The organism is Collinsella aerofaciens (assembly GCF_015560135.1).
GTDB lineage: Bacteria > Actinomycetota > Coriobacteriia > Coriobacteriales > Coriobacteriaceae > Collinsella > Collinsella aerofaciens_AN.
The window spans coordinates 1-21571 of record NZ_JADMRH010000007.1 but is presented as its reverse complement, the minus strand read 5'-3'; the positions used below and the strand labels follow the sequence as shown (position 1 = coordinate 21571).

The window sequence follows — 21571 nt, the reverse complement described above, 5'->3', positions numbered from 1 at the left end:
GTTCGCCAAGGTTTACTATTACGTTCATAAAGTAGTATGAGGCTAACAATGGGGGGTAGTATGGCGACGAAGAAAGCCTACGTCCAGGTCAAGGATCTCAAAAAGCACTACGGCGACGGTGATGCGCGCCTGACGGTACTCGATGGCATCGACGCGTCCATCAACCGCGGCGAGATCTGCGTCATGCTGGGTCCCTCGGGCTCGGGCAAGTCGACCTTTCTCAACCTGATCGGCGGCCTGGAGGATGCCGACGCCGGCTCTATTCTGGTGGACGGCTGCGACCTCACCACGCTCAACGCCGCCGACCTGGGTGAGTATCGCCGCCGTGAGCTGGGCTTTGTCTTCCAGTTCTACAACCTGGTGCCCGATCTCACCATCAAGGAGAACATCGAGGTCACAGCGCACCTGTCCAAAAAGCCGCTCAACATCGACGACCTGCTGCGTTCGCTGGGTCTCTATGAGCACCGCAACAAGTTCCCGCGCCAGGTCTCGGGCGGCCAGCAGCAGCGCTGCGCCATCGGCCGTGCGCTCGTCAAAAACCCAGGCCTGCTGCTGTGCGACGAGCCCACGGGCGCGCTTGACTACAAGACGTCCAAGGAAATCTTGCAGCTCATGGAGGATGTCAACCGCACCTACGGCTGCACCATCATCATTGTCACCCACAATGCCGCCATCGCGCGCATGGCCAATCGCGTGCTGCGCCTGCGCGACGGGCGCATCGTCGAGGATGAGCTCAACGAGTCGCCCGTCGCGGCCGCCGAGCTCGATTGGTAGGCGGCGCCATGACACCTCTCGCAAAGCGACTCCCGCGCGAGCTGCGCCGCAATATCGGCAAGTACCTAGGCATCTTTTTACTCATGTGCGGAAGCATCGCCCTTACCTCGGGCTTTTTGCTCGCGGCGCATTCCATCGGTTGCCTTATCGACGATATGCGCGACGACTACACGATTGAGGACGGCCGCGTGACCACCTCCTTCGAGGCTACCGACGAGCAGCTCAAGGCCGCCGAGGGCGCGGCCGACGACGTCGGCGGCGTCACGCTCTACAAGAATTTCTCCATCGACGCCATCATCAAAAAGGCGTCTGGCGACGACGGCACCAAGCGCACGCTGCGCACCTATGCGCACCGCACCAAGGTCGATATCGCGTCCTACTGTGAGGGCAAGGAGCCCAAGACGGACGATGAGGTGGCTATCGACCGCGTCTTTGCCACCAACAACGACCTTGCCGTGGGCGATAAAGTCGAGCTCGAGGGCCGCACCTACACCATCTGCGGCATCATGACCCAGCCCGATAGCCAGGCGCTGTTCCTCAACAATTCGGACTTTACGGTGAACACCATCACGTACGGCGTGGCCGAGGTCACCGATGGCGGCTTTGCCGCGCTCGAGGATGCCGGCGGCGCACCCGCCTACACCTACTCCTTCACCTTTACCGATCGCGACCTCTCCACTGCAGACCGTACCGATGCCGAACAGGATATGGTCGAGGCGCTGACCGACGCCGATGCGCGCGTGGACGATCTGATCGATGCCGATTCCAACCAGGGCATTGGCTATGCGCGCGACGACGTGGACGGCGACTCCATGATGTGGATGACGTTGCTCGACATCATCATCGTGATCATGGCGTTTGTCTTTGTGGTTCTTACCGACGCCACCATCGAGGAGGAGAGCGCCATCATCGGCACGCTGCTCGCCAGTGGCTATCGTCGACGCGAGATCGTGCTGCACTACCTTGCGCTTCCCGCCATCGTGGGCGTGGTCGCGGCGCTTTTGGGCACTGCGCTCGGCATTGCGTTCTTTACCGAGCCCATGCGCAGCCTCTATTACGGTTCGTACAGCCTGCCGCCCTTCCAGGTGTACTGGAGTTGGGAGATCTTTGTGAAGTGCGCCGTGGTTCCCGCCGCCGCGCTCATCCTCATCACGCTGGTGGGTCTGCTCCGCAAAATGGGCAAGACGCCGTTGCAGTTCCTTCGTCACGAAGCGAGCGGCAAATCGGGCACCAAGCGCGGTCTGCAGCTGCCGGAGCGCATGGGCTTTGTCTCGCGCTTCCGCCTGCGCATCTTCCTGCGCAACCTGGGCAACTTCGCCACACTCTTCGTGGGCATCGCGTTTGCGTCGCTGCTACTGCTCTTTGGCCTGGCGATTCTGCCCACGATGACGCACTACGCGGACAACCTGGAGACGAGTTTGGTCGCCGAGCATCAGTACACGCTCAAGGCTCCGCTGGAGCTTGAAGGCATCGCCGAGGAGCGCGAGCAGTGGTCGGCACTCGAGCGCCTGCAGTCGGTGGACGGTGCGCTCCTCACCGCCGCCCAAGATGCCGATGACGAGCTTGACGACGTGGCCGATGCGGCGCAGACGGCAGCTGATGCCGCGACCAGCTCTCCGTCTGCCGAGAGCCTGGTCGCGGCGCAGGACGCGCTCGCCAAGGTCCAGGACAAGAAGGATGCGCTCTACGCGCGCCTTGACGATCTTGCCGATGCCCTCGGCTGCAACCGCGATGAGGCCATCGACCTGATCGACAAGGCCTCTAAGATCGACACCGACAACGACGATATCCACCCGGTCAATACGACCGACAACGGCGCGGGCGCAATTGCACAGGCCGAGAAATACGCCATCTACCAGCTGCAATACGATCGCGGCGATGGAAATGGCGAGGAGACGATTTCCGTTTACGGCATTTCATCCAATTCGCGCTATTGGAAAGACCTCAACGTCGGCGACGGTCGTGTCGTCTTTGGCGGCGGCCTACTCGACAAGTTTGGCTGGAACGAGGGGCAGGAGGTTAAGCTTCGCGACAAGTACGAGGGCAAGAATTATTCCCTTGAGTACGCGGGCAAGGATTGTGCCTGGGGCTCCAAGTCGGACATGAATATCTATATGAGTATCGACGACTTTAACGAGCTGTTCGGCAACGACGCTGCCTACTTTAACGGCTATGTGAGCGACGAGAAGCTCGACCTCGATGCTCGTTACTTTGCCGGCGACACCACGCCCGACGACATGCGCGCCGTGGGTGACCAGTTCATCGGCATGATGAGCAAAATGATCGGAATGATGATCGGGCTCGCGGTGTTTATCTTCCTGCTGTTTATGTACCTGCTGACCAAAGCGGTGATCGACCACAGCGCCCGTTCGATCAGCTACATGAAAGTCTTTGGCTATCGCGATAGCGAGATCTCGCATCTGTACATCCGCTCGATCACGCTGTGCGTGGCGGCGTCGCTCGTGCTGAGCCTGCCGGTCATTATTGGCTCGCTCACGGCCATCTTCCGCTCGATGTTGCTCGCCTACAACGGCAATATCGAGATCTACGTGCCCGCCTGGTCCATGGCGGCATGTGTCGGCATTGGCTTTGCAACCTACCTGGTCGTGGCGCTGCTGCACACGCGCTCCATCAAGCGCGTGAGCCTCTCCGAGGCGCTGAAGGTCCAGGAATAGAGAACCGCCCGCACGCGGGGGGCACGAACCGAAGGAAGGGTGCCCCCGCGTTATTTGCCCGCCAGGCCCGACGTGGGCAAACGCGCGCAACGTCAGACTTCCCCGAACAGAAGGAGACCCATGGCAAGATCGGCAGAGGAGCTCAAGCAGCTCTCCATCAAGGAGTTCACCGAGGCGGCAAAGGTCTACGAATCCGGCCATGCCGGCATTTACGAGATGTGCAAGGACGACTATCCGCAAATGCTCGAGGAGCTTGAGCTCGAACCGTTCGAGGACGCGCTCGACGTGGGCTGTGGAACCGGAGCCGTCCTAGAACTGCTCCACGCCCGGTACCCCAGCAAGCACTTGACTGGACTCGACCTCACACCCGGGATGATCGACGTCGCCCGGGCAAAGCAGCTCGATAACGTCAGCTTTGTCGTCGGAGACGCGGAGACACTGCCCTTCGAGCCCCGGAGCTTCGACGCCGTGCTCTGCTCCAACAGCTTCCACCACTACCCGCATCCGGAGAGGTTTTTCGCCGAGGTGGCACGCGTCCTTCGGCCCGGCGGGCGACTGGTCCTTCGCGACTACACCTCGAACGATGTCGCGGTCTGGCTCATGAACAACATCGAGCTACCGCTGGCACGCCTCTTGGGCCATGGCGACGTGCGCATCCTCAAGCTGTCCGAGCTACGCGCGCTCGTCGAGGAGTCCGGGCTCACCCCGCTCAAGCTCGAGGCACAGAAGGGATTCCGCGCGCATCTGGTCGCGCGAAAGGGCTAGCGGTCCGCGCCAGGTCGCTCCGTCACGCCAAGGCACGCCGTCAACGCCGCCACACCAGGGCACGCCATCAAACCAGATTGTGGCCACGCCAGAACGCGCCGCCAAACCAAGGCGCGCCGCCACAAACGTGACGGCGCGTCCCTAGCTGCCAGGTGGCGAGGCACTCATTTAAGTCCGTTCCCAATGAGTGGTTTCAGTCATTTAAGTCTGTCCCCAATGACTAGGTACCGTACTTGACTTTAACTCTGCTTTAACTGGTACCATCCTCTATGTCTGTAACGCCATATAGACCGAGGGGATATATCTATGACCGTAACTGCACCCGCAGCACCCGCTAAGGTGTACTTCACCAACCTGCGCACGCATGCTCGCGAGAGCCAGCTCGACAAGCTCAAGCGCCTCATTCGTCACGCCGGTATTGAGCAGATCGACTTCGAGAACAAGTTCGTCGCCATCAAGATTCACTTTGGCGAGCTGGGCAACCTGAGCTTTTTGCGCCCCAACTACGCCCGCGCCGTCGCGGACGTGGTGAAGGAGCTGGGCGGCAAGCCCTTCCTCACCGACTGCAATACGCTCTACGTCGGTAGCCGCAAAAACGCGCTCGAGCACATTGACACCGCCTACCAGAACGGCTTTACCCCGTATGCCACGGGCTGCCAGGTCATCATCGCCGATGGCCTCAAGGGCACCGACGAGGCGCTCGTCCCGGTCGAGGGCGGCGAGTACGTGCACGAGGCCAAGATCGGTCAGGCGCTCATGGATGCCGATATCGTGATCAGCCTCACCCACTTTAAGGGTCATGAGCAGGCCGGTTTTGGCGGCGCCATGAAGAACCTGGGCATGGGAGGCGGCAGCCGTGCCGGCAAGATGGAGCAGCATGCCGCCGGCAAGCCGAACGTCGCGGCCGAGCACTGCGTTGGCTGCCGCGCCTGCGAAAAGATCTGTGCGCACAACGCTGTCTCGTTCGACGACACCCGCGAGCGCGAGCTTGCCAACGGCAACACCCGCACGGTTCACGTCGCTGCCATCGACCACGATCGCTGCGTGGGCTGCGGACGCTGCATTGCGGCATGCAACCAGGACTGCATCAAGCCCGGCTATGACGCCGCGGCCGACGTGCTCAACTGCAAGATCGCCGAGTATACAAAGGCCGTTGTCGACGGCCGCCCGAGCTTCCACATCTCGCTTGCCATGGACATCAGCCCCAATTGCGATTGCCATCCCGAAAACGACACGCCTATCGTCAACGATATCGGCATGTTCGCGAGCTTCGACCCGGTCGCCATCGACCAGGCCTGCGCCGATGCCGTCATGGCATCCGAGCCGCTGCCCAACACCGAGCTCACCGATAGCGCGGCCAAGATGGAGCACAACCACGAGCATCTGGAGGGCGAGCAGGCGCGTGACCCCTTCTGCATCACGCATCCCGACACCGACTGGCGCGCGTGCATCGCGCACGCCGAGAAGATCGGTCTGGGCACGAGCAAGTACGAGCTTATCGAGGTCAAGTAACACCTGTCTATTGGACACATCAAGCGCTTTTGTAGCGTTAGTTGAGCAAAAGCCGCCCGTGAGCACAGCGCTCACGGGCGGCTTTTCGGAAGTGCGAGGAAAATCGAATAGCGCCGACCACAAACCGTTTTTTGACAACAAAACCTCAGACGTTGCTTTTTGCCTAAAAATTCTTATCGAGGAAGTTGTCGACCGTGTCCCAGTAGAGTTCGGGGTCGACCTGCGCACTCTTGGCGTGGGTGGCGCCATGGATAGTGAGCTTTTGCTTGACCTTGCTGGCGCACGCGTCGTAGTTTTGGTCGAGCATGCCGTACGGCACAAAGGTGTCCTGGTCGCCGTGGATAAACAGCATGGGAACCGTCGCGTGTTTGAGTTGCTCCACACTGCTTGCCTTATGAAAGTCGTAGCCTGCGCGCACGTTGCACACCAAGTTCGCTACATCGAGCAAGGGAAAGCTGGGCAGGCCGAACACGTCCTTGAGCTGCAGAGAAAACTCGTCCCAAACACTCGTATAACCGCAGTCCTCGATAATGCATTTCACGTTTGCGGGCAGAGGTTCCCCCGCGACGTTCATGGCGGTTGCCGCACCCATCGACTCGCCAAAGACCAGGATGCGCGCCTCGGGGTCAGCCTGAACGATTCGCTCGATCCATGCGATGACATCGAGGCGCTCGGGCCAGCCCATGCCGATATAGTCGCCGCCGGAACGCTCGTGGGCGCGGGCGGCGGGTGCGAGTACGTTCATGCCGCGGTCATGGAATCGTTTGACGTATCGGGCCATACCGATGGGCTCGTTGGTATATCCATGCAGGCAGACGGCGTAGTCGTGCGTGCTCTCCGACGCAGCAAAATACCAGGCGGCAAGCTCGGTCCCGTCGTCCGCGGTGAGGTTGCTGCTCTCGCGGTTTTCCTTAAACCACGCCCGCGCCTCGGTCTCCTCGACGTCCATCTGCTCGCCCTTTTTGGCGTCTTTGCCGTCCTGCATCATCTTCATGGTGTACGGAGCACGCGGGTTCAGGGCAAAGTCAAACAAAAAGTTGCCGGCAAACCCGAGCACCGCGGCAATGAGCACCGTGGCAACGGCCAGACCGATCTTGAGCCCTCGGTGGGGGCGTGTATTTTGAGCCATTAGTCGCTCTCCTATAAGATGTTAATACATCAACATTTAAAACAAGCGCATTATGGACGTTTGCCGTTGATGCGTCAACAAGCAAAGAATGGGTAAACAAAGGGTCACGTAAGGTGCAAATTTCGCACGTATCCAGACGCTTTGATATAGTGTTGAGAACCATTTACGTTGGAGGATGTAACCGGCATGTCCGATTCGAGCGACAGTTCCAAGCCGCGACCTAAGGCCGCGGCCGTTCCGCAGTACACGGTGGGCGAGGAGATTATGAACTCCGTTACCCATGGTGTCGGATGCCTGCTGGGTATTGCAGGCCTCGTGCTTCTGATCGTATTCGCCGCCCTGCGCGGCGGAGGACCGGCACACATGGCCGCGGCGATCGTCTACGGCGTCAGTATCATCCTCGAATACTTGGCCTCCACGCTTTACCACGCGATTCAGCCCGCGGGTGCCAAGCGCGTGTTTCGCATCATCGACCACAGCTGCATCTACCTGCTCATAGCCGGCAGCTATACGCCGTTTTGCCTTATCACGCTGGCGAACGACGGCGGGGCCATACTGTTCTTTGCCGTGTGGGCCATCGCCATCATCGGCATCGCACTCGAGTGCTTTTTGCGCGAGCGTCAGCCACACTGGGTAAGTGGCTTGGTCTACCTGCTGATGGGTTGGCTTGTCGTCTTTAAGCTGCCCGCGCTTGTGGCGCTGCTGAACCCCGTCGCGCTTGCCCTGCTCGCCGTCGGCGGCGTGTGCTATACCGTGGGCGTGCCGTTCTATATCGCCAAAAACGTGCGCTATCTGCACAGTGTTTTCCACTTGTGGGTGCTTGCCGGCAGCATCTTCCAGTTCATGGCAGTGATCCTCTTCGTAATCTAGCGATCGCATCTGTGCCCGCGGACCCATCCAAGTGGCTGCCGGGCGCAACTGCCCTATCCGTCACCTACGCCTGCTACCTAACGTCCCGAATCTTGGAGGTTCGAGAAACTCCCGATGGACATAACCATCTCCCTTATTACCACGCTCGTCCTGACGCTTATCAACGGCTACTTCTCCATGTCCGAGATGGCTCTCACCACGGCCAAGCGCGCCGTGTTGGAGCACGATGCCGAGGAGGGCGATAAGCGCGCCGAGCGCGCCATCCAGCTCGCCGCCGACTCCGATCAGCTGTTGGCCACCATCCAGGTCGCCATCACGCTCGTGGGCTTTGCCTCATCCGCTGTCGCGTCGACGAGCCTATCCGACCCACTTGCCGCGTGGCTCATGAGCTTTGGCATCGCGCCGCTTTCCGCCATCGCGCGCGGCCTGGCGCCGGTCATCATCACCGTCGCCGTCGCCTTTGTGTCCATCGTGATCGGCGAGCTCGTGCCCAAGCGCATCGGTCTCGCCAACGCCGAGGGCGTATCCAAGCAGGTCGTGGGACCGCTCTCCGTGTTCCAAAAGATCGCCCATCCGCTCGTGTGGCTGACCGGCGCTTGCTCCGATGGCCTGGCCCGCATCCTGCGCATCAAGAGCGCCGATGACCGCCAGAACGTCTCGGAGGAAGAGATCAAGTACATGGTCTCGGAGCAGGACGACCTGCTCGACGAGGAAAAGCGCATGATCCACGAGATCTTCGACCTGGGCGACACCGTTGCCCGCGAGGTCATGGTGCCGCGCGTGGACACCACCATGTGCGAGGACGACGAGACGGTCGCCGACGTGCTGTCCACCATGCGCCAGACCGGCTTCAGCCGCATCCCGGTGTATCACGAGGATCCCGACAACGTCGCGGGCATCGCGCACATCAAAGACCTGATCCAGCCCGCGCTCGACGGCAAGGGTGACCAGCCCATCGCCGATTATCTGCGCGACGCCACCTTTGTGCCCGACACCAAGGATATCCTGCCGTTGCTGTCCGAGATGCAGACCTCGCACGACCAGATCGTGGTGGTCGTGGACGAGTACGGTGGCACGGCCGGCATCATCACCATCGAGGACATCGTCGAGGAGATCGTCGGCGAGATCGAGGACGAGTTCGACCCCGACAACAAGTATCTCACGCGCCTCTCGCGCCGTGAGTGGCTCGTCGATGGGCGTTTTTCGTGCGATGACGCGATTGAGCTTGGTTGGCCGCTCGAGGAAAGCGATGATTATGAGACCATCGCCGGCTGGATTTTGGAGCTTTGCGACTCGGTGCCCGACATCGGAGAGGTGTTTGAGGTCGCAGGGTACAAGTTCAAGGTACAGTCGATGCGTGGCCAGCGCATCTCGCTCATTCGCGTGATCGCTCCGGCCGAAACCGATAAGAAGGATTCCGAGTCCTCGGCAGAGAAGCCGGCGGCGTCGGGTGCGGGCCTTGCGGACCCGCACGACGGCGACGAGTAGGGCAAGGACGAGTAGGGGAGAGTTATGGCAGGCCTGTTCAACATCCTTAAGGTCACCGTCAGCGAGGACAAGATTTGCGCGCACGTGCTGGTGAACCCCGGCATGCCGCTCATGACTTCGGAGGATATCGAGGCCACGGCGCGCGTGTACTACCTGGTACCCGCGATTGCCAAGCATCTGTGCCTGGGCGATTCGGGTCGCGAGTTCCAGGACTGCATGGGCCAGACCGAGCTTTGCCACCTGCTGGAGCACGTGACGGTCGAGCTCATGAACGAGACCGGTCTTGCCGGCAGCATTTCGTGCGGTCGCACGCGCGTGAGCGAGCATGACGAGCGTGTCTTTGAAGTCGAGCTTTCGTGTCCCGATGACGCGCTGGCCATTGGCGCGCTGTCGTCGGCGACTTTTATGATGGACTGGGCGTACCTGCACGCCGACCAGCCGGCCCCCGACGTGGAAGGCACGGTCGCGGGTCTGCGCAACCTGGTGTTGGGCATGCGCGCCGAGGCAGAGGGCAAGGACCCGCACGAGGCCGTCGCCGCTGTGAACGGCGAGGACGTGGCAGAGGATGCGCCCGAGGGCGACGTTCCTGCCGACGCCGACGCTGAGCCCGTTGCCGAGGCGCCTGCTGAGCCCGAGTCTGCGGAGCCCCAAGGCGTCCCGAGCTTTGACGACGAGCCGCAGATGCCAATCGATACCGAGGGTGCGGTCACCGAGAACCACGAGGCCCCCGCGGCCGTCTTTGGCGGTGCGGCAACGGCTCCGTCCGGCTCGGCGCACGAGGGCAGCCTGCCGCTCGTTGATGGCGCCGGCGAGGATCCGGCCGCCACGGTGGCCATGCCGGCTATGCCGCAGGAGTAGGTTCGCTCACTTATCACCATCATGTTCCTGCGCTTTTACCGTACGCAGATGAGCGCGACGGCAAGTGTTGCGCTGCGGGTATAATGGACAGCATTCAAATGGTGGGCATCGAGGTGCCCGCAGGAGAGGAATGATCATGGGAAAGACTTTCAGCTTTGTCTCCGGTGCGCTCTTTGGTGCTGCCGCCGGCGCTATCATCGGCGTTGCTCTGGCCCCGCGCTCGGGTGCCGAGACCCGCGCCATGGCCGCCGATATCGCCAACGATGCCTGGGACAACATGCGTGACACCTACGAGCACGGTGCCGAGGAGGCCCGCGCCGCGGTCAACGACTTTGGTCCGATGGTCGACGCCAAGACCGATGACCTGCGCGCCAAGGTCGACCTGGCCCGCGAGCGCATGGACCAGCTTCGCGAGCAGCTCAACAACGCCATCTCGGGCGGCAACGTGACGCCCGCTGCCGACGTCGTGGTCGAGAACGTCACTGAGGCCGACACCGAGGCCACGGAGCCCTCGACCGAGGCATAATGCGCGCAGGGGATTTTGTCGGCGTCAAGGTTTATCGTAAGCCTGCCGAAGACAAGCGCACCAAAAAGGACGGCACGCCGCGCAGCCCTAAAAAGCTCGGCAAGATTCACTTTCCCGTCTTTACCCCGGGCGGCACGCGCGTGGTGGGCTTTATGGTCCGCCAGTCCGATATCGCGGGCATGATCGAGCGCCCCGACCGATTCGTAGCGCTCGACGCCATTGGTGTCTACGAGGGCGCCATTGCGGTCGATGACGTCAAGGACACGTACGATGCCGCCGCTGCCAAGCGCCTCGACATCAACCTGGACGATTGCATCATCTGGGTCGGTATGGACGTGCGCACGGAATCAGGCGACGTCGTGGGCTATTGCTCGGACGTTGAGTTCAAGCCACGCTCGGGCATCGTGCAGGCATTCTATGTGACCGCCGGTGCTGCTTCGAGTGTTTTGGTTGGTGACACGCAGGTGCCGCCGACGATGCTGCGCGGCTATGCGGACGGCGCGATGATTGTTTCGGACGAGGTCAAGTCGCTCGGGTATTCGGGCGGCGCCGCCGCAAAGGCTGCCGAGGCAAGCGTCGTGGTGGGCGATAAGGTCAAGAAGGGCGCCAAGGTGCTCGATGACAAGGGATCGGTTGCCGTGGACAAAGGCAGTCGCGCACTGGGCAAGCAGCTCGGCAAGACGCGCGGCATGTTCAAGGCCTTTAAGGACGAATACCAAAAGGCGAGCGGAGGCTCGTCAAAAGCTACAAAATAGCGACGTACCAAATGATGGGAGGCAAGCCGGAGACCTGTTGCTCCGGCTTGCTGTGTTTATGGGGGAGGGCACATGCGCCAAAACGGATCCAACTTAAACGGGCGTTCGGGTGCGCGTCCGACGGCGCGCCGCGATCTGGGGCAGCTGCCCATCGGTCAGCGCAAGCGTCACCGTAAGCCCGGCGCGATGTATCTCAACCATAGCCGCGGCTTTAGCGACCGCAGCGCTCGCATCGGCAACAGCCGCACACCCCGTCGTTCGTCTCGCCTGCCCTATGCGCTCATCGCCGTGGGCTGTGCGCTCGTGCTGTTTATCGCTGCCGTCGTGGGCTACGTCAACCGCAGTGTGGACGTGGAGCTCAACGGCCAGAAGACCGCGGTGCGTGTGGGCTCTACGCTGCAGAATCTCATCGATGACCAGGAGTTGACTGACACCTACGACGCAGGCGACCTGCTGGCCGTCGATGACAGCGTGCTCAAGCGCCATGGGGGCGAAAAGCTGTCGGTGAAGGTCGACGGCAAGCGCGTGAAGCAGGGTAAATGGGATAGCCGCGAACTTGAGGGCGGCGAGAAGGTGACGGTCAAGGATGGCCGTAACACCTACGAGAAGCACGAGGTTCAGGCTACGGTTATCGAGCCCAAGCTCAAGGTCGAGGGTACGGGCGCTATCGAGTATGTGCAGACATGGGGTGTCCAGGGCCGCTCCGAGGTGTGGATTGGTGAGCAGTCGGGCAAGACGCAAGACCGCGGCGAGGTTGTGCCCGCCACCGATTGCGTTGTTGCGTGCGCCAGCGTGGCGCCCAAGGGCAACAAAAAGTACGTGGCGCTGACGTTTGACGAGGGTCCGAGCGGCGCTACCAAGCAGATCTTGCAGGTGCTCAAGGAAAAGGGCGTCACCGCGACGTTCTTCCTTTCGGGCGATGCGGCCGAGGCCTCGCCTGCCACGGCCAAGGCGATTGTCGATGCCGGGTGCGAGATCGGATCCAACAGCTACAGCGACGATTCGCTCAAGGGTCAGGACCGTGAGGCAGTACGTGAACAGATCACGAAAGGCACCGATGCGATTAAGTCGGCGACCGGCGTGAAGACGATGCTGCTGCGTGCTCCCTACGCTGCCTTTGACGAGCAAAACTGGATTGATGCGATGGACCTGGTCTCCGCCGTGGTCTCGTGGAATATCGACTCGGGCGACTGGCTGCTCAACGGTGCCGACGAACAGGTCTCGACGGTGCTCGATTCGGTGACGCCGGGCAATATCGTGCTGCTCACCGATAGAGACGAATGCGCCGAGCAGACACTCGAGGCGCTGCCGCAGATTATCGACGGCCTCATTGCCGACGGCTACAAGATCGTGACGCTCAGCGACCTGGTCAAGACGGACACGTCGCTGAGCAAAAAGCTCACCTCGCTGACGAAGGTCACCATGCCCAAGGACGCCGTGTTCCCCCAACTTGCCGAGGACGACGACACCACAGAGTAGTCATTGGGTAGTCATTTAAGAACGTCCCCAATGACTATGTCACGGATGCGTCAGCGTTTGGTATGCCTGCAATGTGCAGAGCATAAATTCGATGCCGCAGGGCGATGCTGATGCTATAGTTACTGCGGTTAATGAGGGTCAAGAGAAAGGTTACAGGTGAAATCCAAACCTCGACCATACAGTCGATGACCCCATGCAGGTGCTTTTTGCGCATGCACGGGGTGTAAGCGTCGAGCGGCGTGCCGCCCGCGCATGCGTATACATATCCAATTGTCCACGGATAGTGTGCCCGTTCGGCCGCGGTCCGCAGGAATAATGATGGGGAGCACCATTGAATTATCTGAGTGAGATGCTCAAATTGCCGGTCTTGGACGTCGACGGCGAAAAGCTCGGCGTGGTCAACGATTTTGGCATTGCTACCGGCGAAGTTTTTCCGCACGTGACGTCGCTCGCGTTCCGCGGCCCCGGCAAGACGCCGTTTATGATCAGCTGGCGCAAATGGGTCGATCGCATTGACGAGACGGGCGTGTATCTCAATACGTCTGCCACTAATATCCGCTTTTCCTACCTGCAGCCGACGGAGCTGCTCCTGGCGCGCGACGTGCTCAACAAGCAGATCGTCGACACGCAGGGCATGAAGGTCGTGCGCGTAAACGACATTAAGTTCTCCATGTCGGGCGAAAACCAGCTGCGTCTGCTGGGTGCCGAGGTCGGCGCCCGCGGTCTGCTGCGCGCCATCAGCCCCGCGCTCGAGCATGTCGTCGAGGGCTTTATGAAGCACCTGGGCAAGCCGCTCAGCGAGGACATCATCGCCTGGTCCTACATGGACCTGCTCGACCGCTCGACCAAGAACATCCAGCTTTCGGTGTCGCACAAGACGCTTGGCGAGCTGCACCCTGCCGACATCGCCGACATTATCGAGCAGCTCGACCCGCGCCTGCGTGCGCAGGTGTTCGCGCAGCTCGACACCGCCCAGGCCGCCGAGGCCATCTCTGAGTTCGATGATGACGAGCTCATGACCGAGATGCTCGAGGGCCTGTCCGACACCGACGCATCGTCGATGCTGGCCATGATGGACCCGGACGACGCTGCCGACCTGATCGACGAGCTCAGCTACGAGAAGGCCGAGAAGCTCCTGCGCCTGATGGGCGTCAAGGAGGAGAAGGCGATTCGTAACCTGCTGGGCTACGAGGACAACACCGCCGGCCGCATCATGACCTCGGAGTTTGTCGCCCTGCCTGCTACGGCGACGGTCGGTGACGCCATCGAGGCGATCCGCGAGCTCGACGAGGACTTCGAGAGCGTCTACTACGTCTATACCGAGGACCCGAGCGGCATGCTCACCGGCGTGCTCTCGCTGCGCACGCTGATCGTAGCCGACCGCGACGCCACGCTGGGTCAGCTGGCCTATCGCGACCTGGTCTATGTGTCGCCCGACGAGGACCAGGAAGACGTAACGGACGAGATGACCAAGTACGACCTGGTTGCCATCCCTGTCTGCGATGAGAACCGTCATATCCTGGGTATCGTAACCTTCGACGACGCCATGGACGTTATCGCCGAGGAGCATCAGGAGGACCTGCAGATCGCCGGTGTCGGATCGGGCGATAGCGCGTCGGACGACTCGACGAACGTGCTCAGCTGGTTCGTGCATCGCCAGTACTGGGTTGTTGTATGGGGCATCGCGTCGTGCATCATAGCGACCGTGCTGGGGACGGCGCTCGGCTCCGCGCATCTGGTGGTGTTCCCCATGTGCGCCATGCCGCTCGTGCTGCTGGCGGCCTCGCGCATGGTGTCGTTCGTCAAGAACTACTTCCTGGAGTATGACGGTCACGACGACGAGCCCAAGCCGTATCTGGGGTTCTTCTTCCAGAGCACGGGCATGGGCCTGATTCTGTCACTCGTGACCTATCTGTGCGCCCAGCTGGTGCGCACCGCTGCGTTCCCCGATGCGCCCATGTTTGAGGAGCAACTCTTTACCGGGTGCTTTAATATCGCTGCCATCATTTGCCTGGTTGGCAACATGAGCGCCGTGATTTACCTGATGGTGCTGTTCTGGCGTGACGAGCATGACCTCAACACGTCGGGCACCGCCATGAACGTTATTGCCGTCATGATCTCGTGCGTAGCGTACTGCGCCGCTGCGGTGCTGCTCACCATGTCGGTCATGGGTTAGGTGGTCGCGTGCAAAATACCAAGCAAAAGTCGGGCACCAAGCAAAAGTTGACCATCGCGGCCATCTTTGGCGCTATGGGTCCCGGTCTGCTGGCGGCGCTTTCGGGCAATGACGCCGGCGGTATTGCAACGTATTCCAGCGCGGGCGCCAGCTATGGCTACAAGATGCTCTGGATGCTTCCCGTCATGACTGTGCTGCTCATCGTGACGCAGGAGACCGCGGCGCGCTGCGGCTGCGTCACGGGCAAGGGCTTGGCATCGCTCATTCGCGAGCGCTTTGGCGTGCGCAAGAGTGTACTTGCTATGGCGGCGCTGTTGATCGCCAACACGGCTGTGACCATTTCGGAGTTTGCGGGTATCGCCAGCGGCCTTGCTCTCTTTGGCGTGCCGGCGAGCATCTCGGTGCCGTTGGTGGCGCTGCTGGTGTGGATGCTTACCATGTCGGGTAGTTTCCAGCGCATCGAGAAGATTCTGCTGCTGGTAAGCTGCGTCTTCGTGACCTATATTGTCGCCGCGTTTATGGCTGGCCCCAACTGGGGTGAGGTCGCGGTCGACCTGGTCGTGCCTAACATTCAAAATGACCCCAGCTACGTGTCGCTCGTGGTCGCAACGATCGGTACCACCATCGCGCCGTGGATGATTTTCTTGGCGCAGAACAACGTGGTCGATAAGAACGCGGGCGAGGACGACATCGTGCTGCAGCGTATCGATACCGTGAGCGGCTCGATCGCTGCTGATATCATTGCGGGCTTCATTATCATCACGACCGGTACGGTGCTGTTCCCGGCGGGCATTCAGATTAGCGATGCTGCCGATGCCGCCCGCGCACTGGAGCCTATTGCGGGTCAGTGGTCCACGGTACTGTTTGCCTCGGGCCTGGTCGCGGCGAGCTTCTTGGCCGCCTGCGTGCTGCCGGGCGTTACGTCGAGCGCTATCTGCGAGGCATTTGGCTGGGAGCGCGGTGCCGACCGCAGCTGGGACGAGGCCCCGGTCTATCGCGGCATCATTACGGCCATCATCGGTATCTCTGCCGTGCTGGTGCTTATGCCCGGCGTCGATCTGTTCCAGATTATGATGACCTCACAGGTCATCAATGGCGTGCTACTGCCTGTAGTCTTGGTATTCCAGGTGGTTATCGCGGCGGATCGCCACATTATGGGTGCCAACCGCAACGGCCGCGTGTGGAACGTGCTCACTTGGGCGACTATCGCCGTGATTACGGTGCTCACGGTCGTCATGTTTGTGCTGCAGGCGATGGGTTACAGCGCTTAGCGCCTCTTTTGGACTCCAAACAGGCCGCTGCCATGGGTTGCGGCCTGCTTTTTGCTTGCTATAGGGGCTAGTTATATAACAGTGGGCAAAAAATGCCAAATATGAGTACTGTTGCTAGAGCGATAGCATTTATGTGCAAGAAGATAATGTACACAATCTAGAGTGTGTACATTAAAATTCACCTCAGCAGGCTCTAATCCAGCTAGGTTGGCCGCTTTGGTGGTTTGCAGGGGTCGCTCGGACGCCATTTTGGGCGGATTTGCCTGCTACTAAAATAGCAACAGTACTCATATTTGCCCTTTTTTGCCCACGGCCCCTTGGCATGTTGTTACGAAGCCGCTCCTGGACTGGAATTGACAGCCCAGGGGCGGCTTTCGCTTGTCGCGGGAGTGTCCCAAGGTGCCGGCATAAAAGGAACGTCCCAAGCTGCCGGATTACTTGTTGGCGCCCAGCTTGTGCGGCTTGAAGGCGAGGGCGTTGACGAGTGCGTCGGTGGCAGACTTGACGGCCGCCGGCTGAGGATCGTTGACGTGATCCTCGGGGTGCACGGGCAGGTCCTTCTTGACCGCGTCGTGGATCAGGTTGAGATATTCGGTCACGCCGGCGGTCGACAGGTGCGTGCCGTCGCCATCGAACAGGTCATTTCGGTTGGCGCTGTATCCGTACCAGTCGATAACGCGCACGTTCTTGTAGCGCGTGGCGGCGTTGGCGATGGCCTGGTTGGTCGAGCCAACCCACGGCTGCGGGCTGCGCGTGTTCACAAACACGACAATGCGCTTGTCTCCCGCATCGGCCATGATGGCATCGATTTGATCGTCGGTCACCAAGCCGTTGGTGCCCAGGGCAAAGACAACGATTTTGCCGGCAAGGTTCTGCTGGATATAGCCCTCAAATGTCGCACGGCCCGCATCGAATTGGCGGCCCTTTTCGGCATCGATATGGCTGTGCGGGAACACGCCATCAAAGGCGTCCACGGCACGTAGCGACACGGAGTCACCGATCATCAGCAGGTCGTAGGATCCATCGGGGAAGCCATCGTTGTCCTTGTCGGTGTCGTCGGCTGCCTGTTGGTCCGTGGGCGCAGCGTTTTTAGCTTCCTTGTTGAGGACTTCGGCGCCCTCGCCGCTCAGCGCGGAGGTTTCCGGTACAAAGATCAAGCCGCCCAGCGCGATGACGAGCACGATGCCGCAAGTGGCGCACACGGGAATATGCGCGCGTACCCAGTTGGCAGGCGTGGTGGTGCCATCGCGGAATTCGGCGACGGTGCGCCCAAAGGCGCCCTTCCTAAACGGAGTCTCGATAAAGCGATATGAGCATTCGGCCACGGCGACCACCAACAGCACCTGCAAAATGTACTGCCACCACGGTGTATCGTTGATGTTGGCGACCGGGTTCATGAGCAACAGCAGCGGATAGTGCCACAGGTAGATGCTGTACGAGCGCTTGCCAACCCACACGAGCGGCTCGGCGGACAGCGCGCGGGCAACCATTCCCTGGGGTTGCACGCAGGCCGCGATGACCATGAGCGTGAGGATGGAGCATAACAGCGTGCCGCCGCGATACTGGAACGCGGTGTAGCCGTTGGTGAGCGCGACCATGGCGGCAAGGCCAACCAGGCCCACGACGCCCAACACGTCGATGGATGCGGGCGAGGACCAAAAGCGCACGAGGGCGCTCGGCTGTGCCGGGGCGGCCTCGGCTGCGGAATCGGTCTTCTCGTCATGCCCGCCCTTGGCGTTCTTGTCGAGCTTACCTCGCTTGGCAGCACGAACTAGGCGGTCGAGTCCTAGGCGATGGGCGAGACGCACCGGCGCCAGGTCGCGATCGGGGATAAAGGCCATCCAAGCGCCCAGCAGCAGCGAGAACGCGCGGGTGTCGGTGCCGTAGTACACGCGGCTGGGGTCGGCGGCGGGGTTGTAAAGCACCATCATGGCGAGGGCAGTTACCGCGGAAAGGCCCAGAACCACGCGGCGCGTGTTGGGCTTACTCACATGCATGGATACCATGGCAAACAGCAGTGGCGGCCAAATCAGGTAGAACTGTTCCTCGATGGCGAGCGACCAAAAGTGTGTGAGCGGCGAGGGGTCGCCCAGAGCATTGAAGTACGAAACGTTTTGGGCAATCTGCCACCAGTTGTTGAAGAACAGCAGCGACGGTAGGATGTCGGGGCGCATCTTGGTGAGCATCACGTGGTTAAAGATGGTGCACAGCGCGCAGGTCACGAACACTACCGTTACCACGGCGGGGAATAGGCGGCGAATGCGGCGAATCCAGAAGCTCTTAAGGTCGATGCGGCCGGTCTTAGCGACTTCGTTGAGCAGCAAGCGCGTGATCAGATAGCCCGAAAGCACAAAGAAGATCGTGACGCCGAGCAGGCCGCCCTGAGCCCACGTGAGGTTGAGGTGATAGAGCACCACAGCGACGACGGCGAGCGTACGCAGGCCGTCGAGCGCAGGAATGTAGCGGGACTTGGGACGAGCGGGCGCCTGCTGGTAGGTAGCGGACGAGCGTGTGGCGCTGGTGTTGGTCTTGGCTGTATGGGCGTCCTTGTTGGTGGGCGTTCGATGTGGGCTCGGGCCGCGTCGCGACTCGCCGGTGCGGCGGTCGGCGCGCGGGCGTTCGTGCGCCGACCGGTTATCGGGCGCGCGGCGCGGGCCGCGTGGGCTCGATTGTGGGAGTTGCTCCATAAAACATCATCCAATGACGAGAATAATCAGCACATATTCATTGTAGCTGCCTGCTCCTGTGAATGCTTGCTGCTGGCGTAACCTCAAGCGCGCGTTCACATCAAAGTGAACTAAAGTTATAGAGGTGCGAGAGCGCACGATCGACGGCCGACGGTGGGCGTAAGGCCCGCAGACGAGGAGGTTTCCATGGCAGATCGCGGCATCGTTGCGGTGTTCGGCAGCATGAACATGGACCTTTCGGTGGCGTGCGAGCGCATGCCGCGCGCGGGCGAGACCGTCGGCGGCAGCGGTTCTATCACCAACGCCGGTGGCAAGGGCGCTAACCAGGCCGTCGCCGCCGCGCGCATGGGTGCGCGCACGTGCATGATTGGCGCGGTCGGTCGCGATGCGTTTGGCGATGCGCTCGTGGCAGGGCTCCAAGATGCTGGCGTGGACTGTGACTTTGTGGCACGTCGCGATGACGTGGAGACGGGAACAGCGACCATCATTCGCTGCGAGGGCGACAACCGCATCGTGCTGTCACCGGGCGCCAACCATGCGCTTGCGGGCGAGGACGTTGCCTGCGCGCTGAGACGTCTGGTGGCCGATGAGCTCGATGGCGATGTTTGTGAGTTTGCCCCGGCTGCCGGAAGCGTCTTTATCGCCCAGGGCGAATGTGACCTGATGGCAACGGCCACGGCGCTCTCTTGCGCTCACGAGCTGGGGTTCTATACGGTCTTTAATCCAGCTCCTGCCTGCGAGTTGCCTGCGGAGGTCTGGCCTGCGGTCGACCTGGTCTGTCCCAACGAGACTGAGTGCCAGGTGCTGACGGGTATCCTGCCCAAGGACGATGAGAGCTGCGTCGCGGCGCTCAACGCCCTGCTCTCTAAGGGCGCCGGCGCCGCGGTCATTACGCTGGGCGGTGCCGGTTCGGTTACGCTCGGTGATGACGGCGAGCCGCTGCGCATGCCGGCGCTTTCGAGCGCGGTCGTCGATACGACGGCCGCGGGCGATACGTTTATCGGCGCGTTGGCGGCGGCTCGCCTAAAGGGCTTGCCGCTCTTTGAGTGCATGGCCGCGGGTGCTCGCGCCTCGGCAGTGACGGTGTCGCGCCTGGGCGCTCAGCAATCGATTCCCACGCGCGCCGAAGTTGAACATTGGTTTTGTTAAACGATAAAGACGGAGAAGCGGAGTAGAACAATGGCAACCAAGAAGCTGATCCTTGATCTGGATATGGGTGTGGACGATGCGATGGCGCTGGCCTATGCCATCGCGAGCCCCGAGGTGGAGCTCGTGGGCATCACCACGTGCTTTGGCAACGTGCGCGTCGAGCAATCGGCGCACAACTGCCTGGCGGTGCTCGATCTGCTGGGTCGCCCCGAGGTTCCGGTGTACCTGGGCGCCGATCGTCCCATTAAGGCGACTGAGCCCTATACACCGCCGGCGTCTACCACGCTCATCCACGGCAAGAACGGCATTGGCGGGGCGAGCGTGCCCGCGTCGCCGTACGAGCCGGTGGGGGCGACGTCGGCCGACGGTAACGCGGCGGTCGATTACCTGATTGATGCCGCGCGCACCTATGGCTCCGATCTGATCTACGTGGCGACCGGTCCGCTCTCCAACCTGGCGCTTGCCTTGGAGCGTGATGCGGCGGCGATGATGTCTATCGGTCGCATGGTCGTGATGGGCGGTGCGCTTACCGTGCCCGGAAACGTGAGTGCGGGCGCCGAGGCCAACATGGCAAGTGATCCCGAGGCGGCCGATGCCGTGTTGCGTTCGGGCCGCAAGCTCACTATGGTGGGGCTGGATGTGACGCATCGCGTGGTGCTCACGCGTCGCGACATTGCCGGCTGGACGGGCTCGGGCACCATGGCCGGTTGCGCGTTTGCGAGCATGGTGGAGCACTACATTGGCTCGTATGAGATGAACGCCCCCTACCTGGGTGGCTGCGCGCTGCACGATCCGCTTGCCGTCGCCGTGGCGATTGACCCCACGCTCGTGGGTGCGCTCAGCTGTAACCTGCGTGTTGACTTGCTGGGCGAGTATCGCGGCCGCACCATCTGCGACGAGCACCGTCTGTCCGATCCGGACAAGAGCGCGCTCGTGGCGCTGACTGTGGATGCTCCACGCTTCCTGTCCGAGTTCAAGGCGCGTATGGCCCGCGTCCTGGGCTAGGCTCGGGATCGAAGCACGCCCATCTGCTCGATGTGGCCGCTGGCGGGCCGACGGTTGATTTTCAATCTCAACGCAACAGCCTGAACGGACCCCGCGTTTCCGCAGCTAGCGCAACGCGGAAATAGCTCCCGGCACCTGGCCATCACTTCGTTTCCGCAGGTGGAGGGGCTGTGGAGTCCGGTGCCCCCATGCCGCCGCCGCACGCTCCGCCAGCCCGCCGCGCAGCCGTTCCGGACTCAGCGCAACGGGCCCTCCGGCCCATGTCCCGGCCCGCCGCCTATCCCGCCAGCGGCCCCTCGCCCCTCGCGGCCCTGGCCCTTTCGATGCAGCCGGGCGTGAGGTCGAGCTCGCCGGGCGCCAGCTCCTCTATCCCGAACGCGTCCATGAGGGCGGAGGCGTCCTCCCCGAGGGCCATCCGCAGCACGCGCGCCGGCGTCAGGAACCCGAGCGCC

At 61.6% G+C, this 21571-nt stretch carries 16 protein-coding genes; 14 read left to right on the top strand and 2 right to left on the bottom strand.

What is annotated here, in order from left to right:
* Positions 1 to 60: 60 nt before the first annotated feature.
* The 4 genes from I2H19_RS04470 to I2H19_RS04455 all read left to right on the top strand — a co-directional run bounded on the left by I2H19_RS04470 (position 61) and on the right by I2H19_RS04455 (position 5726).
* Entirely contained in the window at positions 61 to 774 is a 714-nt protein-coding gene (locus I2H19_RS04470; RefSeq protein ID WP_229089784.1) for an ABC transporter ATP-binding protein, read from the top strand.
* Between the two features lie 8 nt (positions 775 to 782).
* The gene (locus I2H19_RS04465) at positions 783 to 3449 is read left to right on the top strand and encodes an ABC transporter permease (protein ID WP_195621557.1); all 2667 of its coding nucleotides are present in this window, start codon (positions 783 to 785) and stop codon (positions 3447 to 3449) included.
* A gap of 120 nt (positions 3450 to 3569) precedes the next feature.
* A complete protein-coding gene (locus I2H19_RS04460) occupies positions 3570 to 4214 on the top strand; it encodes a class I SAM-dependent methyltransferase (protein WP_195621555.1) in 645 nt (214 codons plus the stop codon).
* A 306-nt stretch (positions 4215 to 4520) separates the two neighbouring features.
* Positions 4521 to 5726 carry a DUF362 domain-containing protein gene (locus I2H19_RS04455; protein ID WP_195621553.1) on the top strand — a complete coding sequence of 402 codons (1206 nt, stop codon included), beginning with the start codon at positions 4521 to 4523 and terminating at the stop codon, positions 5724 to 5726.
* A gap of 163 nt (positions 5727 to 5889) precedes the next feature.
* Here I2H19_RS04455 and I2H19_RS04450 read toward each other — a convergent pair whose 3' ends face one another.
* Positions 5890 to 6855 carry an alpha/beta hydrolase gene (locus I2H19_RS04450; RefSeq protein WP_195621551.1) on the bottom strand — a complete coding sequence of 322 codons (966 nt, stop codon included), beginning with the start codon at positions 6853 to 6855 and terminating at the stop codon, positions 5890 to 5892.
* Positions 6856 to 7041: 186 nt separating this feature from the next.
* Between I2H19_RS04450 and trhA the strand changes: the two genes are divergently transcribed.
* The 8 genes from trhA (at position 7042) to I2H19_RS04410 (ending at position 16278) form a co-directional block, all read left to right on the top strand.
* Entirely contained in the window at positions 7042 to 7725 is a 684-nt protein-coding gene (gene trhA, locus I2H19_RS04445; RefSeq protein ID WP_187323830.1) for a PAQR family membrane homeostasis protein TrhA, read from the top strand.
* A 114-nt stretch (positions 7726 to 7839) separates the two neighbouring features.
* Entirely contained in the window at positions 7840 to 9213 is a 1374-nt protein-coding gene (locus I2H19_RS04440) for a hemolysin family protein (RefSeq protein ID WP_195621549.1), read from the top strand.
* 24 nt (positions 9214 to 9237) lie between these two features.
* Positions 9238 to 10071: a cyanophycin synthetase family protein gene (locus I2H19_RS04435; protein ID WP_229089783.1), complete on the top strand. Its 834-nt coding sequence runs from the start codon at positions 9238 to 9240 to the stop codon at positions 10069 to 10071.
* Positions 10072 to 10207: 136 nt separating this feature from the next.
* Complete coding sequence (locus tag I2H19_RS04430) at positions 10208 to 10597, top strand: YtxH domain-containing protein (protein ID WP_152074498.1); 390 nt, start codon at positions 10208 to 10210, stop codon at positions 10595 to 10597.
* Positions 10597 to 11352, top strand: a complete 756-nt coding sequence (locus I2H19_RS04425; RefSeq protein ID WP_195621547.1) for a PRC-barrel domain-containing protein — start codon at positions 10597 to 10599, stop codon at positions 11350 to 11352. The genes I2H19_RS04430 and I2H19_RS04425 overlap by 1 nt, the downstream gene beginning before the upstream one ends.
* A 72-nt stretch (positions 11353 to 11424) precedes the next feature.
* A complete protein-coding gene (locus I2H19_RS04420; protein WP_229089782.1) occupies positions 11425 to 12831 on the top strand; it encodes a polysaccharide deacetylase family protein in 1407 nt (468 codons plus the stop codon).
* A 331-nt stretch (positions 12832 to 13162) separates the two neighbouring features.
* Positions 13163 to 15007: a magnesium transporter gene (locus tag I2H19_RS04415; RefSeq protein WP_195621545.1), complete on the top strand. Its 1845-nt coding sequence runs from the start codon at positions 13163 to 13165 to the stop codon at positions 15005 to 15007.
* 74 nt (positions 15008 to 15081) lie between these two features.
* On the top strand, positions 15082 to 16278 hold the full coding sequence (locus I2H19_RS04410; protein WP_117640528.1) for an Nramp family divalent metal transporter: 1197 nt from the start codon (positions 15082 to 15084) through the stop codon (positions 16276 to 16278).
* A 434-nt stretch (positions 16279 to 16712) separates the two neighbouring features.
* Here I2H19_RS04410 and I2H19_RS04405 read toward each other — a convergent pair whose 3' ends face one another.
* Positions 16713 to 18965 (bottom strand): acyltransferase family protein, encoded by a 2253-nt coding sequence (locus tag I2H19_RS04405; protein WP_195621535.1) that lies wholly within the window; start codon positions 18963 to 18965, stop codon positions 16713 to 16715.
* A gap of 186 nt (positions 18966 to 19151) precedes the next feature.
* Here I2H19_RS04405 and I2H19_RS04400 point away from each other — a divergent pair, with 186 nt between their 5' ends.
* Both I2H19_RS04400 and I2H19_RS04395 read left to right on the top strand, forming a co-directional pair.
* Entirely contained in the window at positions 19152 to 20114 is a 963-nt protein-coding gene (locus tag I2H19_RS04400; RefSeq protein ID WP_195621533.1) for a ribokinase, read from the top strand.
* A 30-nt stretch (positions 20115 to 20144) separates the two neighbouring features.
* On the top strand, positions 20145 to 21119 hold the full coding sequence (locus I2H19_RS04395) for a nucleoside hydrolase (RefSeq protein WP_195621531.1): 975 nt from the start codon (positions 20145 to 20147) through the stop codon (positions 21117 to 21119).
* Positions 21120 to 21571 lie beyond the last annotated feature (452 nt).

Bases quoted from the DNA above. Each gene is read 5' to 3' on its own strand.
- I2H19_RS04425 (WP_195621547.1), top strand. From the start codon at position 10,597: ATGCGCGCAGGGGATTTTGTCGGCGTCAAGGTTTATCGTAAGCCTGCC.
- trhA (WP_187323830.1), top strand. From the start codon at position 7,042: ATGTCCGATTCGAGCGACAGTTCCAAGCCGCGACCTAAGGCCGCGGCC.
- I2H19_RS04455 (WP_195621553.1), top strand. From the start codon at position 4,521: ATGACCGTAACTGCACCCGCAGCACCCGCTAAGGTGTACTTCACCAAC.
- I2H19_RS04410 (WP_117640528.1), top strand. From the start codon at position 15,082: ATGGGTCCCGGTCTGCTGGCGGCGCTTTCGGGCAATGACGCCGGCGGT.
- I2H19_RS04465 (WP_195621557.1), top strand. From the start codon at position 783: ATGACACCTCTCGCAAAGCGACTCCCGCGCGAGCTGCGCCGCAATATC.
- I2H19_RS04420 (WP_229089782.1), top strand. From the start codon at position 11,425: ATGCGCCAAAACGGATCCAACTTAAACGGGCGTTCGGGTGCGCGTCCG.
- I2H19_RS04440 (WP_195621549.1), top strand. From the start codon at position 7,840: ATGGACATAACCATCTCCCTTATTACCACGCTCGTCCTGACGCTTATC.
- I2H19_RS04400 (WP_195621533.1), top strand. From the start codon at position 19,152: ATGGCAGATCGCGGCATCGTTGCGGTGTTCGGCAGCATGAACATGGAC.
- I2H19_RS04405 (WP_195621535.1), bottom strand. From the start codon at position 18,965: ATGGAGCAACTCCCACAATCGAGCCCACGCGGCCCGCGCCGCGCGCCC.
- I2H19_RS04470 (WP_229089784.1), top strand. From the start codon at position 61: ATGGCGACGAAGAAAGCCTACGTCCAGGTCAAGGATCTCAAAAAGCAC.
- I2H19_RS04450 (WP_195621551.1), bottom strand. From the start codon at position 6,855: ATGGCTCAAAATACACGCCCCCACCGAGGGCTCAAGATCGGTCTGGCC.
- I2H19_RS04460 (WP_195621555.1), top strand. From the start codon at position 3,570: ATGGCAAGATCGGCAGAGGAGCTCAAGCAGCTCTCCATCAAGGAGTTC.
- I2H19_RS04435 (WP_229089783.1), top strand. From the start codon at position 9,238: ATGGCAGGCCTGTTCAACATCCTTAAGGTCACCGTCAGCGAGGACAAG.
- I2H19_RS04395 (WP_195621531.1), top strand. From the start codon at position 20,145: ATGGCAACCAAGAAGCTGATCCTTGATCTGGATATGGGTGTGGACGAT.
- I2H19_RS04430 (WP_152074498.1), top strand. From the start codon at position 10,208: ATGGGAAAGACTTTCAGCTTTGTCTCCGGTGCGCTCTTTGGTGCTGCC.